We start from the raw sequence: 18,390 nt of genomic DNA, 5'->3' as shown, positions 1-18,390 counted from the left end.
CGGACGATCTGGCAACCGGACGCGGTGAGTTCCGCGATCTGCTGCAGAGTCGCACCGATGTCGGACGTACGGGTCGTGGTCATCGACTGCACCGACACCGGGGCTCCGCCGCCGACCGCCACCGGCCCGACCTGGATCCGCCGCGACACGCGCCGCGGCGCCACCGGCCGGGCCGGTACCCCGGGAACGCCCAAGGGAACGGCGGTCATCGTCTCACTCCCGGTTTCCGGAGACGGTCTCACGCATGGCCCGCAGCGACTCCTTCAGAGAACCCATGGTGGCGAGGACGGCGGTGGGCTCGTAGCCGCAGTGCGCCATGCAGTTGGCGCAGCGCGGGTCCTTGCCGCGGCCGTACTTGTCCCAGTCGGTCTCCTCGACGAGTTCCCGGTACGTCGGCACGTACCCGTCGCTCATCAGGTAGCAGGGGCGCTGCCAGCCGAACAGCGAGTAGTTCGGGATCGCCCACGCGGTGCATGGGAAGTCGACCTTGCCCTCCAGGAAGTCCAGGAAGAGCGGGGAGTGGTTGAGGCGCCACTTCTTGCGGTTGCCGCCCGCGAAGGCCTTCTTGAACAGCTCGCGGGTCTGCTCCACGCCGAGGAAGTGCTCCTGGTCGGGGGCCTTCTCGTAGGCGTAGGCGGGCGAGATCATCATCTCGTCGACCTTCAGGTCGTCGTTGAGGAAGTTGAGCACCTCGATGATGGTCTGCGGGGTGTCGGTGTTGAAGAAGGTGGAGTTGGTGGTCACCCGGAAGCCGCGCCGCTTGGCCTCCTTGATGGCCTCCACCGCCTCGTCGAACACCCCCTCCTTCGCCACGGACTCGTCGTGCCGCTCCCGCAGCCCGTCGATGTGGACCGCGAAGGCGAAATAGGGCGACGGCGTGAATTCGTCGATCTTCTTGCGCAGCAACATCGCGTTGGTGCACAGGAAGACGTACTTCCGCCTGGCCACCAACTGACGGACGATCTCGTCGATCTGAGGGTGCATCAGCGGCTCGCCGCCGGCGATGGACACCATCGGCGCGCCCGACTCCAGCACCGCGCCCACGGCCTGGGCGACCGGCATGCGCTGCTTGAGCACACCGGCCGGGTGCTGGATCTTGCCGCAGCCCTCGCACTTGAGGTTGCAGGCGAAGAGCGGTTCGAGCTCGACGATGAGCGGAAACTTGTCCCGCCTGCGGAGCTTCTGTTCGGCCAGGTATGTAGCGACCTTGATGGACTGACGCAACGGCATGGCCATCTGGCTCACCTCCGGGGGAGCGACAAAGAACGGTGCCATTCAAAAAATGCAGGAAGAACGGAACGAAGAACACGGAAAGCTGTTATTCCACCGCGCACCGTGCCGATCCGGACGAGTTCATGTTCAGGAGCGTCCACGACCACCCGTACGGCCGCCACCGGACGCTCGCCCGCGTGGACGGCGCTCAGGAGCGTGGCCGCGGACTCCATGTCGACCGCGATGGCGCCGGTCGCGAGCAGAGCGGACCGCTCATGGCCCCGCACGACGTGGTCGGAGCCGGTGAGCGGGCCGGTGTGGACCGTGCGTCCGGGCAGGAGGCGCACGACCTCCTTGACCAGCAGGTCGGTTCCCACGCACGGGACGGTCCCGTGCGGGTCCCGGGTCTCCTCGGCGACGACCAGGTCGCCGGGGTGCATGCCGGGGGCGAGCCCGGCGCAGAACCCGGTGGCCAGGACGGCGGCCTCGGCGAGGGCCGGGGCCGCCAGCCGGTCCGTGAGGGAGCGTTTCGCCGCCCGCGGGCCCATGCCCGTACGGACGACGGTGTACGGCCCGTCGGCCCCGCTGCGGTCGCCGGTGCGCAGGGCGAGGCGCTCGATGCCGAGCGCGCAGGCGATCAGCAGCGGGGTGGCGGCGGGCCGGTCGCTCAAGTCAGCCCCCCTTGGCCTGGGGGACGGTCTGCGGGACGGCCTGCGGGACGGCCTTCGAGATCGACGTGCCGGCTCCGGCGAGCAGGTTCCGCTCGAAGGGGTCGCCGTGCAGGTACCGGCCGAGCGCGGTGAGCGGGAAGACCTGCCGGTACAGGTGGTAGTTGATGGAGAAGTCCCAGGGGAAGCCCGTCCCGGTGAAGTACGGCTCGTCCCAGCTGCCGTCCTCCTTCTGGGTCTCGGCCAGCCACCGGACGCCGCGCTCCACGGCCTTGGAGTCCTTCTCCCCCGCCGCGAGCAGCGCCATCAGCGCCCACGCGGTCTGCGAGGCGGTGGAGGCACCCCGGCCGCTCCATTCCCTGACGTACTTGTAGGAGCGCAGGTCCTCGCCCCAGCCGCCGTCGTCGTTCTGCACGCTCTCCAGCCAGGTCACGGCCCGCCGGATCGCCGGGTGGGAGCCGGGCAGGCCCGCCGCGGTCAGCGCGGGGACGACCGAGCCGGTGCCGTAGACGTAGTTGACGCCCCAGCGGCCGAACCACGAGCCGTCCGCCTCCTGTTCGGCGAGCAGCCAGGCGATGCCGCGCCGGGTGCGCGGATCGTGGGAGAGGCCCTCTGCGGCGAGCATCTCCACGACGTGCGCGGTGACGTCCGCCGACGGCGGGTCGATGACCTCGCCGAAGTCGCAGAACGGCAGCCGGTTCGGGAACGGGCTGGTGTTGTCGACGTCGAAGGCGCCCCACGCCCCGTTCTTCGACTGCATCCCCAGGTTCCAGCGCACCGCGCGCCCGATGGCGTTGTCCACCCGCTCGGGGTCGTGGTGGCGGACCCGGCGCAGCGCGAGGGCGACCTCGGCGGTGTCGTCGATGTCGGGGTAGTTGTCGTTGTGGAACTCGAACGCCCAGCCCCCCGGCGGGAGTCCGGGCCGTCGTACGGCCCAGTCGCCGGGCCGGACGATCTCCTCGCCGAGCATCCAGTCGGCCGCCTTGACCAGTGCGGGATGGTCGGCGGGCAGTCCCGCGTCGGCGAGCGCGATGGTGGCGAGGCAGGTGTCCCAGACCGGGGACTGACAGGCCTCGATCATCCGGGCGCCGTCCTCGCGCCAGACGGCGAAACGGTCCAGCGAGGCGAGGCCCTCGCGCATCACCGGGTGCTCGAGGTCGTAGCCGAGCAGGTACAGGGCGATGACCGAGTACACGGCGGGCGGCTGGATGCCGCCCCAGCAGCCGTCGTTCTCCTGCCGCTCGATGATCCAGCGGGCGGCCGAGTTCATCGCGGCCTTGCGGAGCCGGCGCGGGGCGACCTTGCGGAAGCGGTGCAGGGCCTTGTCCAGCCGCTGGAAGGCGCCGTCCCAGCTCGCCACGGGGGCGAGGGGCCTGGGCGGGTTGGGGTTCGCCGGGTCGGTGTGCAGCTCGTCCAGCGGGAAGGGCGCGGGGCGGACCGGGCGCTTGGCCGAGACGATGGTCAGCGGCACGATGGTCTGCCGGGCCCAGCAGCCGAAGTCGTAGATGTTGAGCGGCATCCAGGTGGGGAACCAGATGAGCTCCGGCGGGAGTTCGGGCAGGTCCTCCCACTTCCACCAGCCGAACAGGGCGAGCCAGATCCGGGTGAACACCCGGGAGGCCGCGATGCCGCCGCGCTCGCGGATCCAGGCCGAGGCCCTCGCCATGTGCGGGGCGTCGGGCGCGTCGCCGGCCAGCCGGAGGGCGACGTACGCCTCGACGGTGGTGGACAGTTCACCGGGACCGCCGTAGAAGGTGGCCCAGGTGCCGTCCTCGCGCTGCTCGCCGCGGATGAACTTCGCGGCGGCCTGCGTGGTCGTGTCGTCCCCGATGCCCAGGAACTGACGGAGCAGCAGGTCTTCGGCGTCCATGGTGACGTTCGTCTCCAGGTCGCCCTTCCACCAGCCCTGGGCGTCCTGCCGGGAGAGCAGGAAGTCGGTGGCGCGCCTCGCGGCGCGTGCGGCGGCTTCCTGAACCCCGGCCGCCGCCTCGGGGGTGGTGTCGCTGGCCGCGGCAGCGCGGGGCGGCAGGGTCGCCCCGGTGCTTCCGTCGGTCGTCGCTGTCATGGCTTCCCCTTCGTGCAGTCGTGCGAGTCGTGCTGCTGTGGGTCCGCCGTCGGCCGGTGTCCGCGTCGTTCGTACGACACCGGCCGGCGACTACGCGAGGTGTGTCGAGCCGATAACGATCATCTCTTCCGTACGACGACGAAGTCGGCGAGCGCGGTGAAGGCGGCCCGGACCGGGTCGGGCATCCGGACGGCGTCAAGGGCTTCGATGGCGATGGTGTGCTGACGGCGCGCCTCCTCGGCCGTCCACCGGCGGCCGCCCGCCTCCTCGATGAGGGCGGCGCGGGCCGCGAACTCCTCCTCGGAGAAGTTCTCGAAGTCGCTGCTCTTGGCGTCGGCGGCGAGGATCTCGCCGAGCCGCTCGGAGGCCGGGCCACCGGCCGCCAGCGCGGCGACGACGGGCAGGGACTTCTTGCGCTGGCGCAGGTCGCTCCAGGTCTGCTTGCCGGTGGCGTCCGGGTCGCCCCAGATGCCGAGGAGGTCGTCGACGGCCTGGAAGGCGAGGCCGAGGTGGTAGCCGTACTTCTCCAGCGCGTCGGCGGTGGCGTCGTCCGCGCCGCCGAGGACCGCGCCGATGGAGCTGGAGGCGGCGAGCAGGGCGCCGGTCTTGTTGCCCTCCATCTCCAGGCACTCCTCGACGCTGACGCGGTCGCGGTGCTCGTAGGAGATGTCCTGTGCCTGACCGTCGATCAGGGCGCGGGTGGCGGTGGTCAGACGGCGGGTGGCGCGGCCGGCCTCGACGGTGCCGAGCTCCAGCAGCACCTCGTTGGCGAGGGCGAAGAGGGCGTCGCCGACCAGGATGGCCTGGGCGGGGCCGTGCACCTTCCAGACAGTGTCGCGGTGCCGGCGCTGCTCGTCACCGTCCATCAGGTCGTCGTGCAGCAGCGAGAAGTTGTGCACGAGTTCGACGGCGACGGCACCGGGGATGCCCACCTCGGGCGCGCCGCCGGTGACCTCGGCGGAGAGCACGGCCAGCGCCGGACGGACGGCCTTGCCGCCGTCGCCGTCGGCCGGGTTGCCCTGGGCGTCGATCCAGCCGAAGTGGTAGGCCGCGACGGTGTCCATGGGAGGAGCCAGCCGGTCGACGGCCGCACGCAGGACCGGTGTGGCCAGGGTCCGGCCGCGCTCCAGGAGCGCGGTGACGTCCACCGCGGTCTCTCGCGCGGGCGTCGAGGCCGGGGGCACAGTGGGCACAGTCTCTCCTCTTGTTGCGGTACCGGGGGTGCGGGGGCCTGCCGCGGGCTGCTGATCGAGCATCAGGCCGCCTCCTCGAAGGCGAAGAGGTGGCCCGGGCGGGGCCGGCCCAGGGTGCTCAGCACGGCGTCGGCCGCGCTCACTCCACTGCGGACCGCACTTTCCATGGTCGCGGGCCACCCGGTGGCGGTCCACGCTCCGGCCAGGTACAGGCCGGGTGCCTTGGTGCGGGCGCCGGGCCTGCGGCGCCCGACACCGGGGGCGGGGGCGAACGTGGCCGTCCGCTCCCGGGTCACGAAGAAGTCCCTCACCACGGCGCCGCGTGTTCCCGGGATCAGCCGCTCCAGCTCCGGGAGGTACCGTGCCCGGAGGTCGGCGACCGGCAGGTCGATGTCGTCCTGCGCGGCGGACTGGGACAGCGCCAGGTACTGGCCCCCGGTCAGCCCGGAGGCGTCGGTGCGGTCGAAGACCCACTGCACGGGGGTGCCGAGAGCGGCGAAGAAGGGCCGCGCGAGCACCTTGCGGTCGTAGACGACGTGCACGTTGAGGATGGGGGCCGTGCCGATCTCGAGCAGCCGCCCGGGGGCGTCGAGGGCGCCGGGCGGCAGCAGGTCGTACGTCTCGCGCTGGGGTACGGCGAGAACGACCGCGTCGGCCCGGAGCGTCTCGTCGGGAACCTGAACGCTCCAGGTCCCGTTCTCGTTGATGGAGACGGAATTGACGCGTGTACGGACCTCGGTACGCACGCCCGCGGAGTCGAGCGCCTTGCGGGCCAGCCGGTCGTGCAGTTCGCCCAGCGGGACGCGGGCCCAGCCGATGTCGGCCGCGCCCGGGTCGGACAGCAGACCGGTCTTGAACACCATCGCGGCGAGCCCCAGCGAGGCGTCGCCCGCGACCGCGTTGAGGGTGGCGACACCGACCAGGTCCCACAGGGCCTCGACGGCGCGTGCCGACTGGCCGTGCGCGGCCAGCCAGCTGCCGAAGTCCTGGTTGTCCAGGGCCGGATCGGTGAGGTCGAGCCCCTTCAGCGCGAGCGCGGCCCGCCCGACCGCGGCGCGCTCGGCGAGCGAGAGGTGCGGATAGGCGGCCAGGCTGCGTCCCAGATGGAGGGGGACGGGCAGCGGGTCGCGTCGCAGCCGGCCGAGCCGCCGGCCCTCGGGCTTGGCGACGTCGACGACGGGCACGTCCAGGCGGTCCTGCAGCGGTGCCAGCGCCGCGCCCTCGATCCGGTCGAGGAACCAGCGGTAGGCGGTGCAGCAGCGCAGGTACACGTGCTGGCCGTTGTCGACGGTCAACTCGCCGCGCTGGAAGGAGAAGGCGAGGCCGCCCAGCCGGGGCCTGCCTTCGAGCAGCGTGACCTGCACGCCCGCGTCGGCGAGCGCGAGCGCGGCGGTGACGCCGGCGAGACCGCCGCCGACCACGACCGCGCTGCGGCCCGCCCTGGCCGGGGTGTGCGCGTGCGCCGGTGCGGAGCGTGGGCCGTCGCTCATCGTGCGTCCTTCCGTGCGTGCCGGGCGTGCTGGTTGAACGGTGCACGCACGGCCGTCGCAGTCAGGGACGCCACGCCGTGGCGGAAAGTTGCCTGCCTCCGGTCTCCTGGTTCGGTGAGGTCCATCAGGCGCGCCTCCGGACGGACCGCGACGCGACATGACGGGTCACGTGCCGGGTGTCGAGACCGGACAGGCCACGCACGGCGACGTAGGCCTTCTCGCGTCCCGGCAGGGAGACCCGGCCGCGCAGCACGGCCTCCGGATCGCGCTCGATGCGGTCCAGCAGCCGGCGGTAGATGCCGGCCATGGCCGCCACGCACGCGCCGCTGCGCCGGTCGAGCATGGGCAGCAGCCGGTAGCCCTCGGCGAACAGGGCCCGGGCCCGCCGCACCTCGAAGTGCACGAGCCCCGCGAAGTCGGAGCCCTCCGGCGGGGTCGGCCCGTCGAACCCGGCCGAGCAGCCGAACTTGGCGAGGTCGTCGGCGGGCAGGTAGGTACGGCCGCCGGCGGCGTCCTCGCGGACGTCCCGCAGGATGTTGGTGAGCTGCAGGGCCAGGCCCAGCGTGTCGGCGTACTCGGCCGCGCGCTCGGTGCCGCGCGCTCCCGGTTCGGTGCCGAAGACGCCGAGCGAGAGGCGTCCGATGGCTCCGGCGACACACCGGCAGTAGACCTTCAGGTCGTCCCAGGTCTCGTAGGTCTCGCCGCGGACGTCCATCTGGACGCCGTCGATCAGCTCGTCCAGGCCGCCGAGCGGGATCGGGAAGGAACGGGCGGCGTGGGCGAGGGCGACGGCGACCGGATCGGTGTCGTCCTCCTCGACCTGTCCCTCCCGGATCCGGGCGAGCAGCGCCCTGGTGTCCTCCAGCCGCGTCAGCTTGACGTCGTCGGCCAGCTCGCCGTCGCCGATGTCGTCCACGCGCCTCGAGAACGCGTACAGCGCCGACATGGCGCGGCGCTTGGGCGCCGGCAGCAGCCGGATGCCGTACGCGAAGTTCCGGGCCTGCTGCCCCGTGACGGTCTCGCAGTAGCTGTAGGCGGCGAGTACCGGTGCGGACACGTGCGACGGAGAATCCACGGTCCGGATCACCCCTCTCCTCGCAGGATCACGCCCGCCTCACGCAGCAACTGGACCTTGCCGGGTCGGGGCGGGCCGGAAAGTACGTCGTATTCGGCGGCGGCGATCGCCCGGATCGCCGCCCTTCCCCCCGCCACGAACCCTGCGAGCAGCAGCTTCAACCTGCCGTGGACGCTACCCACCAGGGGGGCGCCTTCATTCAGCAGATCGCGGGCGCGTTGCGCTTCGTATGCAACCAGGGCGCGCACCGATGCGCCCGCGGTTTTTGCGCCAAGATCCGTTTCCTGGACGTGGAACCGCTTCATGTCCTCGGCCGGCAGGTAGATCCGGTCGCGGCCGAGGTCCTCGGCGACGTCCTGGAGGTGTTCGACGATCTGCAGCGCGGTGCAGATCGCGTCGGACAGGCGGATCCGCTCGGGGGTCGAGGTGCCGGTGACGGCGAGGACGAGGCGGCCGACGGGGTTGGCGGACAGTTCGCAGTAGGCGAGGAGGTCGTCGTAGGTCTCGTACCGGGTGACCAGCTGGTCCTGGCGGTTGGCGGCGATCAGGCCGAGGAACGGCCCGGGGGTGAGCGAGCGGCGGCGGACGGTGGGCTGCAGGCGGCGCAGCAGGGGGTGGCCCGGGGTGCCGTCGAAGACGCGGCGCAGGTCGGCCTCGTAGGCGTCGAGGAGGACCAGCCGGTCCTCGGCGTCGGCCGGTGGCACACCGAGCAGCCGGGCGTCGGCGCCGCCGGGCGCGAGGTCGCCGTCGCCGATGTCGTCGACGAGGCGGGCGAAGCCGTAGACGGCCATGAGGTCGTCGCGCCAGGCGCGGGGGAGGAAGAAGGGGGCCACGGGGAAGTTCTCGCTCGCGGCCTTGTCGAGGGTGGCGCGTTCCGGACCGGGCGCCGTCTCGGTGGCCGTCATCGGGCGCTGCCCGGGGCGGGGACGGCACATGCTGCGTTGAGCTGGGGAGTTTCCGTAGCCATTGCCGTCACATCTCCCGTTCTACACTGCCGAACCAATACACACTATTTCGGACACGCCGCCCGGCAATCCGCAGGGCCGCCCTGGCCTAGGATGTCGCGCATTATCGCCCCACTTGCCGCATTCCGGCACCGGTACAGCTTACGTTGTACAACGCGGCGCGGTCCGAGGGGGTGTCCTGCACATCACAACAACACACCGATTGGCGTCAAGATTCCTTACGTCCGCCGGAGTTGACGCTTCCTTTGCAGACGCAGGGCCCCGCCGGTCGGACGACCGCGGGGCCCTGGCCGAAACGGGCTACTTGCCCGTGAACTTCTCGTACTCCTTCAAAACCTCTTCGGTCGGTCCGTCCATACGCAGCTCGCCGCGTTCCAGCCAGAGGACACGGTTGCAGGTGTCCCGGATCGACTTGTTGTTGTGGCTGACCAGAAACACCGTGCCCGCTTCCTTGCGCAGTTCCCTGATGCGTTCCTCGGAACGTTTCTGGAACTTGCGGTCACCGGTCGCCAGCGCCTCGTCGATCATGAGGACGTCGTGGTCCTTGGCGGCGGCGATGGAGAAGCGCAGCCGGGCCGCCATACCGGAGGAGTAGGTGCGCATCGGAAGGGTGATGAAGTCGCCCTTCTCGTTGATCCCGGAGAAGTCGACGATGTCCTGATACCGCTCCTTGACCTGCTCCCGTGACATGCCCATCGCGAGCCCGCCCAGGATGACGTTGCGCTCGCCGGTCAGGTCGTTCATCAGGGCCGCGTTCACACCGAGCAGCGAGGGCTGGCCGTCGGTGTAGACCTTGCCCTTCTCCGCCGGGAGCAGCCCCGCGATGGCGCGCAGCAGGGTGGACTTGCCGGAGCCGTTGGAGCCGATCAGGCCGATGGCCTCGCCGCGGTAGGCGACGAAGGACACCCCGCGCACGGCGTGCACCTTGCGCACACCGCGTGCCGCGTCGTCGGAGCCGCGCTTGACGATCCGGCTCAGCGCCGCCGTCGCACTGCCCTTGCCGGTCCTGGCCCCGTTGACCCGGTAGACGATGTGCAGGCCGTCCGCGATGACGGTGGGGCGGCGCTCGCCGGTGTCCTGTCCGTTGTTCTGCTCAGCCACGGCCGTACCTCTCCTCCGCCTTCCAGAAGTACACGAAACCACCGGCGAAGACGACCACGGCCCAGAACAGGGCGATCGCCCACACGTGCGGCGGCAGGTTCGAGGCACCGTACCCGTCGATCAGCGCGTAGCGCATCAGGTCCATGTAGACCGCGGCCGGGTTGACCTGCAGCAGCCGGACCGCCAGCTCGGAGCGGCCCTCCATCATCTTGTTGATGGAGAACATGACACCGGAGGTGTACATCCAGGTGCGCAGGATGAACGGCATCAGCTGGGCGAGGTCCGGCGTCTTGGCGCCCATGCGGGCCACGACCAGCGCGAGCCCGGTGTTGAACAGGAACTGCAGCAGCAGGACCGGCACGATCAGCAGCCAGGACGCGCTCGGATAGCTGCCGAAACCGATCGCCACGACGAACATCACGATCATCGAGAAGAGCAGCTGCTGGAGCTGCTGCAGCGAGAAGGAGACGGGCAGCGAGGCGCGCGGGAAGTGCAGGGCGCGCACCAGGCCCAGGTTGCCGGAGATCGCACGGACGCCCGACATGACCGAGCTCTGCGTGAAGGTGAACACGAACACACCCGTGACCAGGAACGGGATGTACACGTCCTGGGACAGGCCGCGGCTCGCGTGCAGGATCACGCCGAAGATGAAGTAGTACACGCCCGCGTTCAGCAGCGGCGTGGCCACCTGCCAGAGCTGGCCCAGCTTGGCCTGGCTGTACTGCGCGGTCAGCTTCGCCTGGGAGAAGGCGAGGATGAAGTGGCGCCGCCCCCACAGCTGGCGGATGTACTCGGCAAGCGAGGGACGGGCGCCGCTCACGGCGAGCCCGTACTTGTCGGCGAGCTGGGCCGCCGTCAGTCCCTCGTCGGGCGACGGTATCGCGCTCACCGCGACACCGCCGTCATGCGTTGTGTGACTCACGAGTGGAAATCCGGACTCTCTTGGGTAAGAAGCTTGCTCTCTTCGGGTAAGAGAAGCTTCTCAGATCACCGGAGGACGGCCCAGCCGGGTCAGCCTCCACACCGTGCGCCAGCGCATCGGGCGGCGGGGACCGCACGGCGTGGCCCAGCCCTCGCGGAAGCCGCCGAACCAGGCCTTCAGCGCCGGCCCGGAGGGGCGGCGGAGCAGGGTGAGCAGCATCCAGACCCCCAGGTAGACGGGGATCAGGGGGACGGGGAGGTTGCGGCGGGCCAGCCAGACCCGGTTGCGGGCGACCATGCGGTGGTAGACCGCGTGCCGCGAGGGCGCGGTCGTCGGGTGGTACAGCACCATGTCGGACCGGTAGTCGATCATCCAGCCGGCGTCCAGCGCCCGCCAGGCGAGGTCGGTCTCCTCGTGGGCGTAGAAGAACTCGTCCGGCAGGCCGCCGACGTCGGCGAAGACCTGGGTGCGGACGGCGTTGGCGCCGCCCAGGAAGGTGGTGACCCGCGAGGAGCGCATCGGGTCGGAGGCGCGCAGCCGGGGCACGTGCCGGCGCTGCGTCTCGCCGGTCTCCGGGTCGGCGATGCGGAAGCTGACGATGCCGAGCTCCGGGTCCGCCTCGAACGCCTCGCGGCACAGCCGGGCGGTGTCGTGGCGGGCGAGCAGGCCGTCGTCGTCCAGGAACAGCAATATGTCGACGTCCCGGCCGCCGGGCCCGAAGGCCTCCGTGCCGACGTTGCGCCCGCCGGGGATGCCCAGGTTCTCGGGCAGCTCGATCGTGCGCACGCCGTCGGGGACGTCCGGGACGGGCGAGCCGTTGCCGACGACGACCACCTCGACCGGGTCGCCGTCCTGCTTGGCGACCGAGTCGAGCAGGGCCCGCAGCTCCTCGGGCCGGTTGCCCATGGTGATGATGACGGCGCCGACCTTCACGGCACTCACTTCAGCCTGCTGGAGGCGAGGATCGACACCAGGTGCAGCAGGGTCTGCAGCAGGGCGATGCCCGCCAGGACGGCGGTGCCGAGACGGGTGAAGAACAGGTCGCCGCGGACCTGGTCCGCCACGGCGAGGACCAGGATGAGCAGCGAGGCCTCGATGCCGAGGATCAGCCGGTGGAACTTGAACGCGGCGGCGGCCCGGCGGGCCAGTGCCATGCCGGAGGTGCGCATCTCGGCGGCGGCCTCCTTCACCGGCGGCTTGCCTGCCTGGTGCCGGGCGACACCGACCAGGTCGGTCTCGGCCTTGATGAGGATCGCGCCGAGCGCGGCGAGGGTGCCCAGGAAGGCCCACAGCCAGTCGATACGGCCGCCGCCCCACAGGTCGGCGGCGCGCAGGCCGAGGCCGACCAGGACGGCCGCGTCGGTCAGATAGGCGCCGACGCGGTCCAGGTAGACCCCGTTCAGCGAGTACTGCTTCTTCCAGCGCGCGATCTCGCCGTCGACGCAGTCCAGCAGCAGGTACATCTGGACGCACACCACGCCGAGGACGGCGCCCCAGATCCCCGGCACCAGGAGCGCCGGGGCCGCGAGCACGCCGAAGACGGTCATCAGGTACGTGAGCTGGTTGGGCGTGACCCTGGTGTTCACCAGGTAGCGGTCGACCCGCAGGGACACCTCACGCATGTAGAGGCGTCCCATCCAGTGCTCACCGCTGCGCCGGTCCTTCACCCCCGCGGGGTGGACGACCGGACGGAGTTCAGCTACCGATGGCCTTGACATAGTCGGCGTAGGTGTCCTTGATCTGGTTCGTCTTGAGGTCGAGGTGTTCGATGATCGTGTAGCGGCCGGGGCGGGTCTCGGGAGCGAACTCCACGGCGCGGACGAACTCGTCCACGGTGAAGCCGATCTCCTCGGGCAGCACCGGAAGCCCGTGCCGGCGCAGCACCTCGGCCATGTACGCCGACTCCTCGTGCGCGCCGCGCAGGTACATCGCGAAGGCCGCGCCCAGTCCGCACTGCTCGCCGTGGGCGGCGGCCCGCTTGGGGTACAGCAGGTCGAAGGCGTGGTTGATCTCGTGGCACGCCCCGGAGGACGGCCGGGAGTCGCCCGACACCGACATGGCGATACCGGTGAGGACGAGGGCCTCGGCCAGCACCTGCAGGAAGCCGTCGTCGCCGACGCCGCCGGGGTGCCGGAGCACCGCCTCGCCGGCCTGCCGGGCCATGGCCGCGGCCAGGCCGTCGATCTTCTCGCCGTTGACCCGGTTGGCCAGCTCCCAGTCCGCGACCGCGGAGATGTTGGAGATGGCGTCGCCGATGCCGGAGCGCACGAAGCGGACGGGCGCCTCACGGATCACGTTCAGGTCGATGACGACCGCGATCGGGTTCGGCACGCCGTACGAGCCGCGGCCCGCGTCGTTGTCGAGGGTCGCGACCGGCGAGCACAGGCCGTCGTGCGCGAGGTTGGTGGCGACGGCCACCAGCGGCAGGCCGACCCGGGCCGCCGCGAACTTGGCGCAGTCGATGATCTTGCCGCCGCCCAGGCCCACGACCGCGTCGTACCGGCCGGCCTTTATGTCGCCCGCCAGCCGGACCGCGTCGTCGATGGTGCCGCCGCCGACCTCGTACCAGCTCGCGCCGGGCAGGGTCGGGGCGATGCGCTCGCGCAGCCGGGCGCCCGAGCCGCCGCTGACGGCGATGGCGAGCCGGCCGGACTGCGAGATGCGCTCGTCGGCGAGCACGCACCCCAGGTCGTCCAGGGCACCCGGGCGGATGTCCACGACGACCGGCGAGGGGATGAGCCGGGTCAGTACTGGCACGCGATCTCCCGTCCGCGGGCGAGGTCGTCGTGGTTGTCGATCTCGACCCACTTGACATCGCCGATCGGCGCCACGTCGATCCGGAAGCCGCGGCCCACCAGCTCCTGGTACCCGTGCTCGTAGAACTGCTGCGGGTCGGTCTCCCAGACCGTCTTCAGCGCGTCGGCCAGCTCGGGGGCGGCGTCGCCCTCGATCAGGGTGACGCCGATGTACTCGCCGGTGGCCTCGGCCGGGTCCATCAGCTTGGTGATCCTCGTCATGCCCTTCTCGGGGTCGACGACGACCTTCATCTCCTCGTCGGCCAGGTTCTTCACCGTGTCCAGGGCGAGGATGATCCGCTTGCCCTCGCCGCGCGCGGCGAGCAGCGTCTTCTCGACGGAGACCGGGTGGACGGTGTCGCCGTTGGCGAGGATCACACCGTCCTTGAGCGCGTCACGGCCGCACCACAGGGAGTAGGCGTTGTTCCACTCCTCGGCCTTGTCGTTGTCGATGAGGGTGAGCTTCAGGCCGTACTTCTGCTCCAGGGCCGCCTTGCGCTCGTACACGGCCTCCTTGCGGTAGCCGACGATGATCGCGACCTCGGTCAGCCCGATCTCGGCGAAGTTGCCGAGGGTCAGGTCCAGCACCGTGATCGAGTCCTCTATCCCCGCAGGCCCCACCGGCACCAGCGCCTTGGGCAGGCTGTCGGTGTAGGGGCGCAGACGCCGTCCGGCGCCGGCCGCCAGCACGAGGCCGATCATGCGGGTTCTCCTTCGTCGTGTACGGCGGGCGCCCCAGCGGACACCCAGAAGCGGATGCTCTCGACGAGCACCACCAGGGCGACGGCCACGGCGAGTGCCGTGAGCGCGACCTTGAACTGCGAAGCGGTGAGCGCCGCGGCCAGGACGGTGACGAGCAGCGTCCGCCCCTCCTGCCCCCCGATGGCGCGGACCAGACCGGCCGGGGGCGCTCCGGCGTTGCCGCGGATGCGGTACACCGTGTCGTAGTGATGGTAGGCGACGGCCGCCACCAGGCCGAAAGCCGCAGGAAGGGCCCCGTTCACGTCCGCGTCGGCCGCCAGTACCAGCACGGTGCCGTACTCGGCGAACCGGAACAGCGGCGGGACGAGCCAGTCCAGGGCTCCCTTGAGGGGGCGGTACAGGGCCCGGCCGGCGGCGGTCGCGTAGACCACGGCACCGGCGACGGGTGCCCAGGCCACGCCGGAGAAGAGGGACACCGCGAGGACGGCCGTGCCGGCCAGGGCGACCAGCAACGGGGAGCCGAGGCGGCCCCGGGTGATCCGGGCCACGAGCGAGGCGAGCGGGCCGTTGTCGGCGAGGTCGGCCAGCGCCTGCGCCGCCCGGTCCGTGCGCCGCGCCTTGCGCGTCACCGACCGCAGCACACGCCCCGCCGTGGTGTACGTCGCGGCGAAGGCGCAGCCGGCGAGCAGGACGTAGAAGGTGATCCGCGGGGTGGTGGCCGCGGTGAGGACCGCGATCATCGCCCAGCGTTCGCCGATCGGCAGGACGATCATGCGCCGCACCCACACCGTCCAGCCGACGCTGTCCAGCTTGTCGGAGAGGGCGGCGGTGGGGCTGGTGTTGGCGGCGGCGTCGTGGTTGGCCTCGTTGAAGGAGAAGTCGACCACGTGCCGGCAGGTCTGCAGGATCATCGCGCCCAGCGCCAGCGCCCACACGTCGTCGCCGCCGCGGGCCGCGCCGAGGGCGAGACCGGCGTAGTAGGCGTACTCCTTGGCCCGGTCGAAGGTGGCGTCGAGCCAGGCGCCGAGCGTGGAGTACTTCAGCGCGTAGCGGGCGAGCTGGCCGTCGGTGCAGTCCAGCACGAAGGAGGCGATCAGCAGCACACCGGCCGCGACGAAGCCCGCGCGGGTGCCGGTCGCCGCGCAGCCGGCCGCGATCAGTGCGGTGAGCAGGGACGCGGTGGTGACCTGGTTCGGGGTGAGGCCCCGGCGGGCGCACCAGCGGGCGAGGTAGCGCGAGTACGGGCTGATGAAGAACGTGGTGAAGAACCCGTCGCGGGACTTCACGGCCGACTTCAGGCGCACGGCCTCGTCGTCGACGGCGGCGACGGCCTGCCGGGCCTCGTTGCGGGCCTGCGGGTCGGCGGGGACGGCGGCGACGAGGCTGCCGAGCACCGGCCGGTACACCTCGACGCCCTCGGCGTCGAGGGCGTCGACGACGCGGTCGGCGAGGCTGTCGAGGGCGGTCGCGGTGCCGCCGCCCGCGGAGGTCTCGCGGGTCAGGGCCCGGCCGAGCGCCTGCCGGGCGGCGGGCTGCGCGGTGACGGCACCGGGGACGGCGGCGAGCGGGAAGCGCGGGTCGGTCAGGCCGAGGCGCAGGGCGTGCGGGTGGCCGACGAAGCGGGCGTCGACCAGGGCCGCGCGGTCGCCCGCGGGAGCGGCGGCGAGCAGGGTCGCGGCCTCGGGGGCGTCCGCGGCCACCTGGACGTCGAAGCCGAGGGACCGCAGATCGCTCTCGAGCGACGATCCGGGGACCGGCTGACCGGTGACGATGGCGGTCGGCAACCGAACTCACTCCCTGGGTGCCGGCGCGCGGGCGCCGGTCTCGTGCGTGATGGGGCGCCCTGCCTGCGGCACCCGGGCGGCATGTCGGCAGAGGCTATCTGATGGGCGGGAGCCCTTGTTCACCGGCCGTTCACGGCCCGGTCCACGGGGGCTGCCCCGGCCTTTGCCGCGATCATCATCGGGGATCCGGGGCCCGCCCCACAAACCCGTCGGCGCAGACCCGGGCATCCGGGACACCTTCCCGGTCCGCATAGGGTGGGCGACCATGACGTGGCTGATCACCGGCGGGGCCGGATACATCGGGGCGCACGTGGCACGGGCCATGGCCGGCGCCGGGGAGAGCGTCGTGGCGCTGGACGACCTGTCGGCCGGGGTGCCGGCGCGGCTCCCGGCCGAGGTGCCCCTGGTCCGGGGCTCGGCGCTCGACGGGGCGCTGGTGAAACGGGTCTGCGCGGAGCACGGTGTGACGGGCGTCGTCCACCTCGCGGCGCGCAAGCAGGTCGCCGAGTCCGTGGCGCAGCCCACCCGCTACTACCGGGAGAACGTCGGGGGGCTCGCCACGCTCCTGGACGCGATCGCCGCGGCGGGCGTGCGCCGGCTGGTGTTCTCCTCGTCGGCGGCCGTGTACGGCAACCCGGACGTGGACCAGATCACCGAGGACACCCCGTGCGCGCCGGTGAACCCCTACGGCGAGACCAAGCTGGCCGGGGAGTGGCTGGTGCGGGCGGCCGGAAAGGCACACGGGATCTCCACGGTGTGCCTGCGCTACTTCAACGTGGCGGGCGCCGCGGCCCCCGGGCTCGCGGACACCGGGGTGTTCAACATCGTGCCGATGGTCTTCGACCGGCTCACCCGTGACGAGGCCCCGCGGATCTTCGGTGCCGACTATCCGACGCCGGACGGCACCTGCGTCCGGGACTACATCCACGTGGCCGATCTCGCCGAGGCCCACCTCGCGGCGGCGCGGCGGCTCGCCGGCGGGGACCTCGCCGGCGATCTGACGCTGAACATCGGCCGGGGCGAGGGCGTCTCGGTGCGCGAGCTGATCTCCGTCATCGGGGAGGTCACCGGGGACCGCCGGGCGCCGCTGGTGGAGGGTCGCCGGCCGGGGGACGCGCCGCGTGCGGTCGCCTCGGCCGAGCGCGCCGCCCGGGCGCTCGACTGGCGGGCCCGGCGCGGGGTGCGCGAGATGGTCGACTCCGCCTGGCAGGGCTGGCAGCTGCACCACGCCCGGTGAGCCCGCACCGCCCTGACCAGCGGATCGTTTCCGCAGGTCAGGGCAGATGACAACGGTGTTCAATGCCGCGTTGCCCCATACCCCCCGCCCGTAGTTCACTGGGTCTTCCGACGGCACTGGGAAGGCGGTTCGCCATGGGGGCAGGGCACGACCACGGGCATGCGCACACCCACGCGCCGCCCACCGGTACGGCCGCGGCCGCCTACCGCGGCCGGCTGCGCGTCGCCCTGGGCATCACGCTCACGATCATGGTCTCCGAGATCGTCGGCGGTCTGCTCGCGGACTCGCTGGCACTGATCGCGGACGCGGCCCACATGGCGACCGACGCGGTGGGCCTGTGCATGGCACTGCTCGCCATCCACTTCGCGAACCGCCCGGCGAGCACCAACCGCACCTTCGGCTACGCCCGCGCCGAGATCCTGGCCGCGCTGGCCAACTGCGTGCTGCTGCTCGGGGTCGGCGGATACGTCCTGTACGAGGCGGTCCAGCGGTTCATGACGCCCGCGGACACCCGGGGCGGCCTGATGGTCGTCTTCGGTCTGATCGGCCTGGTCGGCAACTCGGTCTCGCTGATCCTGCTGATGCGCGGGCAGAAGGAGAGCCTGAACGTGCGCGGCGCCTTCCTGGAGGTGGCCGCGGACGCGCTGGGCTCGGTCGCGGTGCTGATCTCCGCCGCGGTGATCCTGACCACCGGCTGGCAGGCCGCCGACCCGGTCGCCTCGCTGGTCATCGGGCTGATGATCGTGCCGAGGACGCTGAAGCTGCTGCGCGAGACGCTGGACGTGCTGCTGGAGGCGGCCCCCAAGAACGTCGACATGGCGGAGGTACGGGCGCACATCCTGGCGCTGGACGGCGTGGAGGACGTCCACGACCTGCACGCCTGGACGATCACCTCCGGCATGCCCGTGCTGTCGGCGCACGTGGTGGTCAGCTCGGAGGTGCTGAACGCCATCGGCCACGAGAAGATGCTGCACGAGCTGCAGGGCTGCCTGGGCGACCACTTCGACGTCGAGCACTGCACGTTCCAGCTGGAGCCGGGCGGACACGCGGAGCACGAGGCACGGCTGTGCCACTGACGGCTGTGCCACCGACGGTCGCACCGCCGGCGCCCGCACCCGCGACCGATCGGACAGTCGTTCGGCACCCGCCCCGGACGATTCCGTGATCCGCCGGCCGGGAAG

General features: G+C 71.7%; 18 protein-coding genes. 2 read left to right on the top strand and 16 right to left on the bottom strand.

The window, feature by feature from the left end; all coding sequences use genetic code 11:
- The 16 genes from AB0N17_RS38675 to AB0N17_RS38600 all read right to left on the bottom strand — a co-directional run.
- Positions 1 to 209, bottom strand: a 209-nt coding sequence (locus AB0N17_RS38675) for a flavodoxin-dependent (E)-4-hydroxy-3-methylbut-2-enyl-diphosphate synthase (RefSeq protein ID WP_366016356.1), incomplete at its 3' end; no start/stop codon positions are given.
- A gap of 4 nt (positions 210 to 213) precedes the next feature.
- A complete protein-coding gene (gene hpnH / locus AB0N17_RS38670; RefSeq protein ID WP_366016359.1) occupies positions 214 to 1,236 on the bottom strand; it encodes an adenosyl-hopene transferase HpnH in 1,023 nt (340 codons plus the stop codon).
- Between the two features lie 5 nt (positions 1,237 to 1,241).
- Positions 1,242 to 1,883, bottom strand: coding sequence for a 1-hydroxy-2-methyl-2-butenyl 4-diphosphate reductase (locus AB0N17_RS38665; protein WP_366016355.1), 642 nt, complete (start codon positions 1,881 to 1,883; stop codon positions 1,242 to 1,244).
- Between the two features lies 1 nt (position 1,884).
- Complete coding sequence (gene shc / locus AB0N17_RS38660; protein ID WP_366016354.1) at positions 1,885 to 3,945, bottom strand: squalene--hopene cyclase; 2,061 nt, start codon at positions 3,943 to 3,945, stop codon at positions 1,885 to 1,887.
- 119 nt (positions 3,946 to 4,064) lie between these two features.
- Positions 4,065 to 5,201 (bottom strand): polyprenyl synthetase family protein, encoded by a 1,137-nt coding sequence (locus AB0N17_RS38655; RefSeq protein ID WP_366016353.1) that lies wholly within the window; start codon positions 5,199 to 5,201, stop codon positions 4,065 to 4,067.
- The gene (gene hpnE / locus AB0N17_RS38650) at positions 5,201 to 6,628 is read right to left on the bottom strand and encodes a hydroxysqualene dehydroxylase HpnE (protein ID WP_366016352.1); all 1,428 of its coding nucleotides are present in this window, start codon (positions 6,626 to 6,628) and stop codon (positions 5,201 to 5,203) included. Before hpnE ends, AB0N17_RS38655 begins: the two co-directional genes overlap by 1 nt.
- On the bottom strand, positions 6,625 to 6,753 hold the full coding sequence (locus AB0N17_RS38645; protein WP_366016351.1) for a DUF6380 family protein: 129 nt from the start codon (positions 6,751 to 6,753) through the stop codon (positions 6,625 to 6,627). The genes hpnE and AB0N17_RS38645 overlap by 4 nt, the downstream gene beginning before the upstream one ends.
- Positions 6,753 to 7,715, bottom strand: coding sequence for a presqualene diphosphate synthase HpnD (gene hpnD / locus AB0N17_RS38640; RefSeq protein ID WP_366016350.1), 963 nt, complete (start codon positions 7,713 to 7,715; stop codon positions 6,753 to 6,755). The genes AB0N17_RS38645 and hpnD overlap by 1 nt, the downstream gene beginning before the upstream one ends.
- A complete protein-coding gene (hpnC, locus tag AB0N17_RS38635) occupies positions 7,712 to 8,608 on the bottom strand; it encodes a squalene synthase HpnC (RefSeq protein ID WP_366016349.1) in 897 nt (298 codons plus the stop codon). Before hpnC ends, hpnD begins: the two co-directional genes overlap by 4 nt.
- Positions 8,609 to 8,968: 360 nt before the next feature.
- On the bottom strand, positions 8,969 to 9,769 hold the full coding sequence (locus AB0N17_RS38630) for an ABC transporter ATP-binding protein (RefSeq protein WP_366016348.1): 801 nt from the start codon (positions 9,767 to 9,769) through the stop codon (positions 8,969 to 8,971).
- A complete protein-coding gene (locus AB0N17_RS38625; RefSeq protein ID WP_366016347.1) occupies positions 9,762 to 10,691 on the bottom strand; it encodes an ABC transporter permease in 930 nt (309 codons plus the stop codon). Before AB0N17_RS38625 ends, AB0N17_RS38630 begins: the two co-directional genes overlap by 8 nt.
- A 60-nt stretch (positions 10,692 to 10,751) precedes the next feature.
- Complete coding sequence (locus tag AB0N17_RS38620; protein ID WP_366016358.1) at positions 10,752 to 11,597, bottom strand: glycosyltransferase; 846 nt, start codon at positions 11,595 to 11,597, stop codon at positions 10,752 to 10,754.
- Positions 11,598 to 11,629: 32 nt separating this feature from the next.
- Positions 11,630 to 12,409: a CDP-alcohol phosphatidyltransferase family protein gene (locus tag AB0N17_RS38615; RefSeq protein WP_366016346.1), complete on the bottom strand. Its 780-nt coding sequence runs from the start codon at positions 12,407 to 12,409 to the stop codon at positions 11,630 to 11,632.
- On the bottom strand, positions 12,387 to 13,448 hold the full coding sequence (locus AB0N17_RS38610; RefSeq protein ID WP_366016345.1) for an iron-containing alcohol dehydrogenase family protein: 1,062 nt from the start codon (positions 13,446 to 13,448) through the stop codon (positions 12,387 to 12,389). Before AB0N17_RS38610 ends, AB0N17_RS38615 begins: the two co-directional genes overlap by 23 nt.
- Positions 13,436 to 14,188 carry a phosphocholine cytidylyltransferase family protein gene (locus AB0N17_RS38605; RefSeq protein WP_366016344.1) on the bottom strand — a complete coding sequence of 251 codons (753 nt, stop codon included), beginning with the start codon at positions 14,186 to 14,188 and terminating at the stop codon, positions 13,436 to 13,438. Before AB0N17_RS38605 ends, AB0N17_RS38610 begins: the two co-directional genes overlap by 13 nt.
- Complete coding sequence (locus tag AB0N17_RS38600; RefSeq protein ID WP_366016343.1) at positions 14,185 to 15,972, bottom strand: DUF5941 domain-containing protein; 1,788 nt, start codon at positions 15,970 to 15,972, stop codon at positions 14,185 to 14,187. Before AB0N17_RS38600 ends, AB0N17_RS38605 begins: the two co-directional genes overlap by 4 nt.
- Positions 15,973 to 16,237: 265 nt before the next feature.
- Here AB0N17_RS38600 and galE point away from each other — a divergent pair, with 265 nt between their 5' ends.
- Positions 16,238 to 17,209, top strand: coding sequence for a UDP-glucose 4-epimerase GalE (gene galE / locus AB0N17_RS38595; RefSeq protein WP_366016342.1), 972 nt, complete (start codon positions 16,238 to 16,240; stop codon positions 17,207 to 17,209).
- A gap of 134 nt (positions 17,210 to 17,343) precedes the next feature.
- A complete protein-coding gene (locus tag AB0N17_RS38590; protein WP_366016341.1) occupies positions 17,344 to 18,285 on the top strand; it encodes a cation diffusion facilitator family transporter in 942 nt (313 codons plus the stop codon).
- Positions 18,286 to 18,390: the final 105 nt, after the last annotated feature.

Source organism: Streptomyces sp. NPDC051133, from assembly GCF_040682635.1.
In the GTDB taxonomy this organism is placed as follows: Bacteria; Actinomycetota; Actinomycetes; order Streptomycetales; family Streptomycetaceae; genus Streptomyces.
This window is presented reverse-complemented; position numbering and strand designations above follow the sequence as displayed.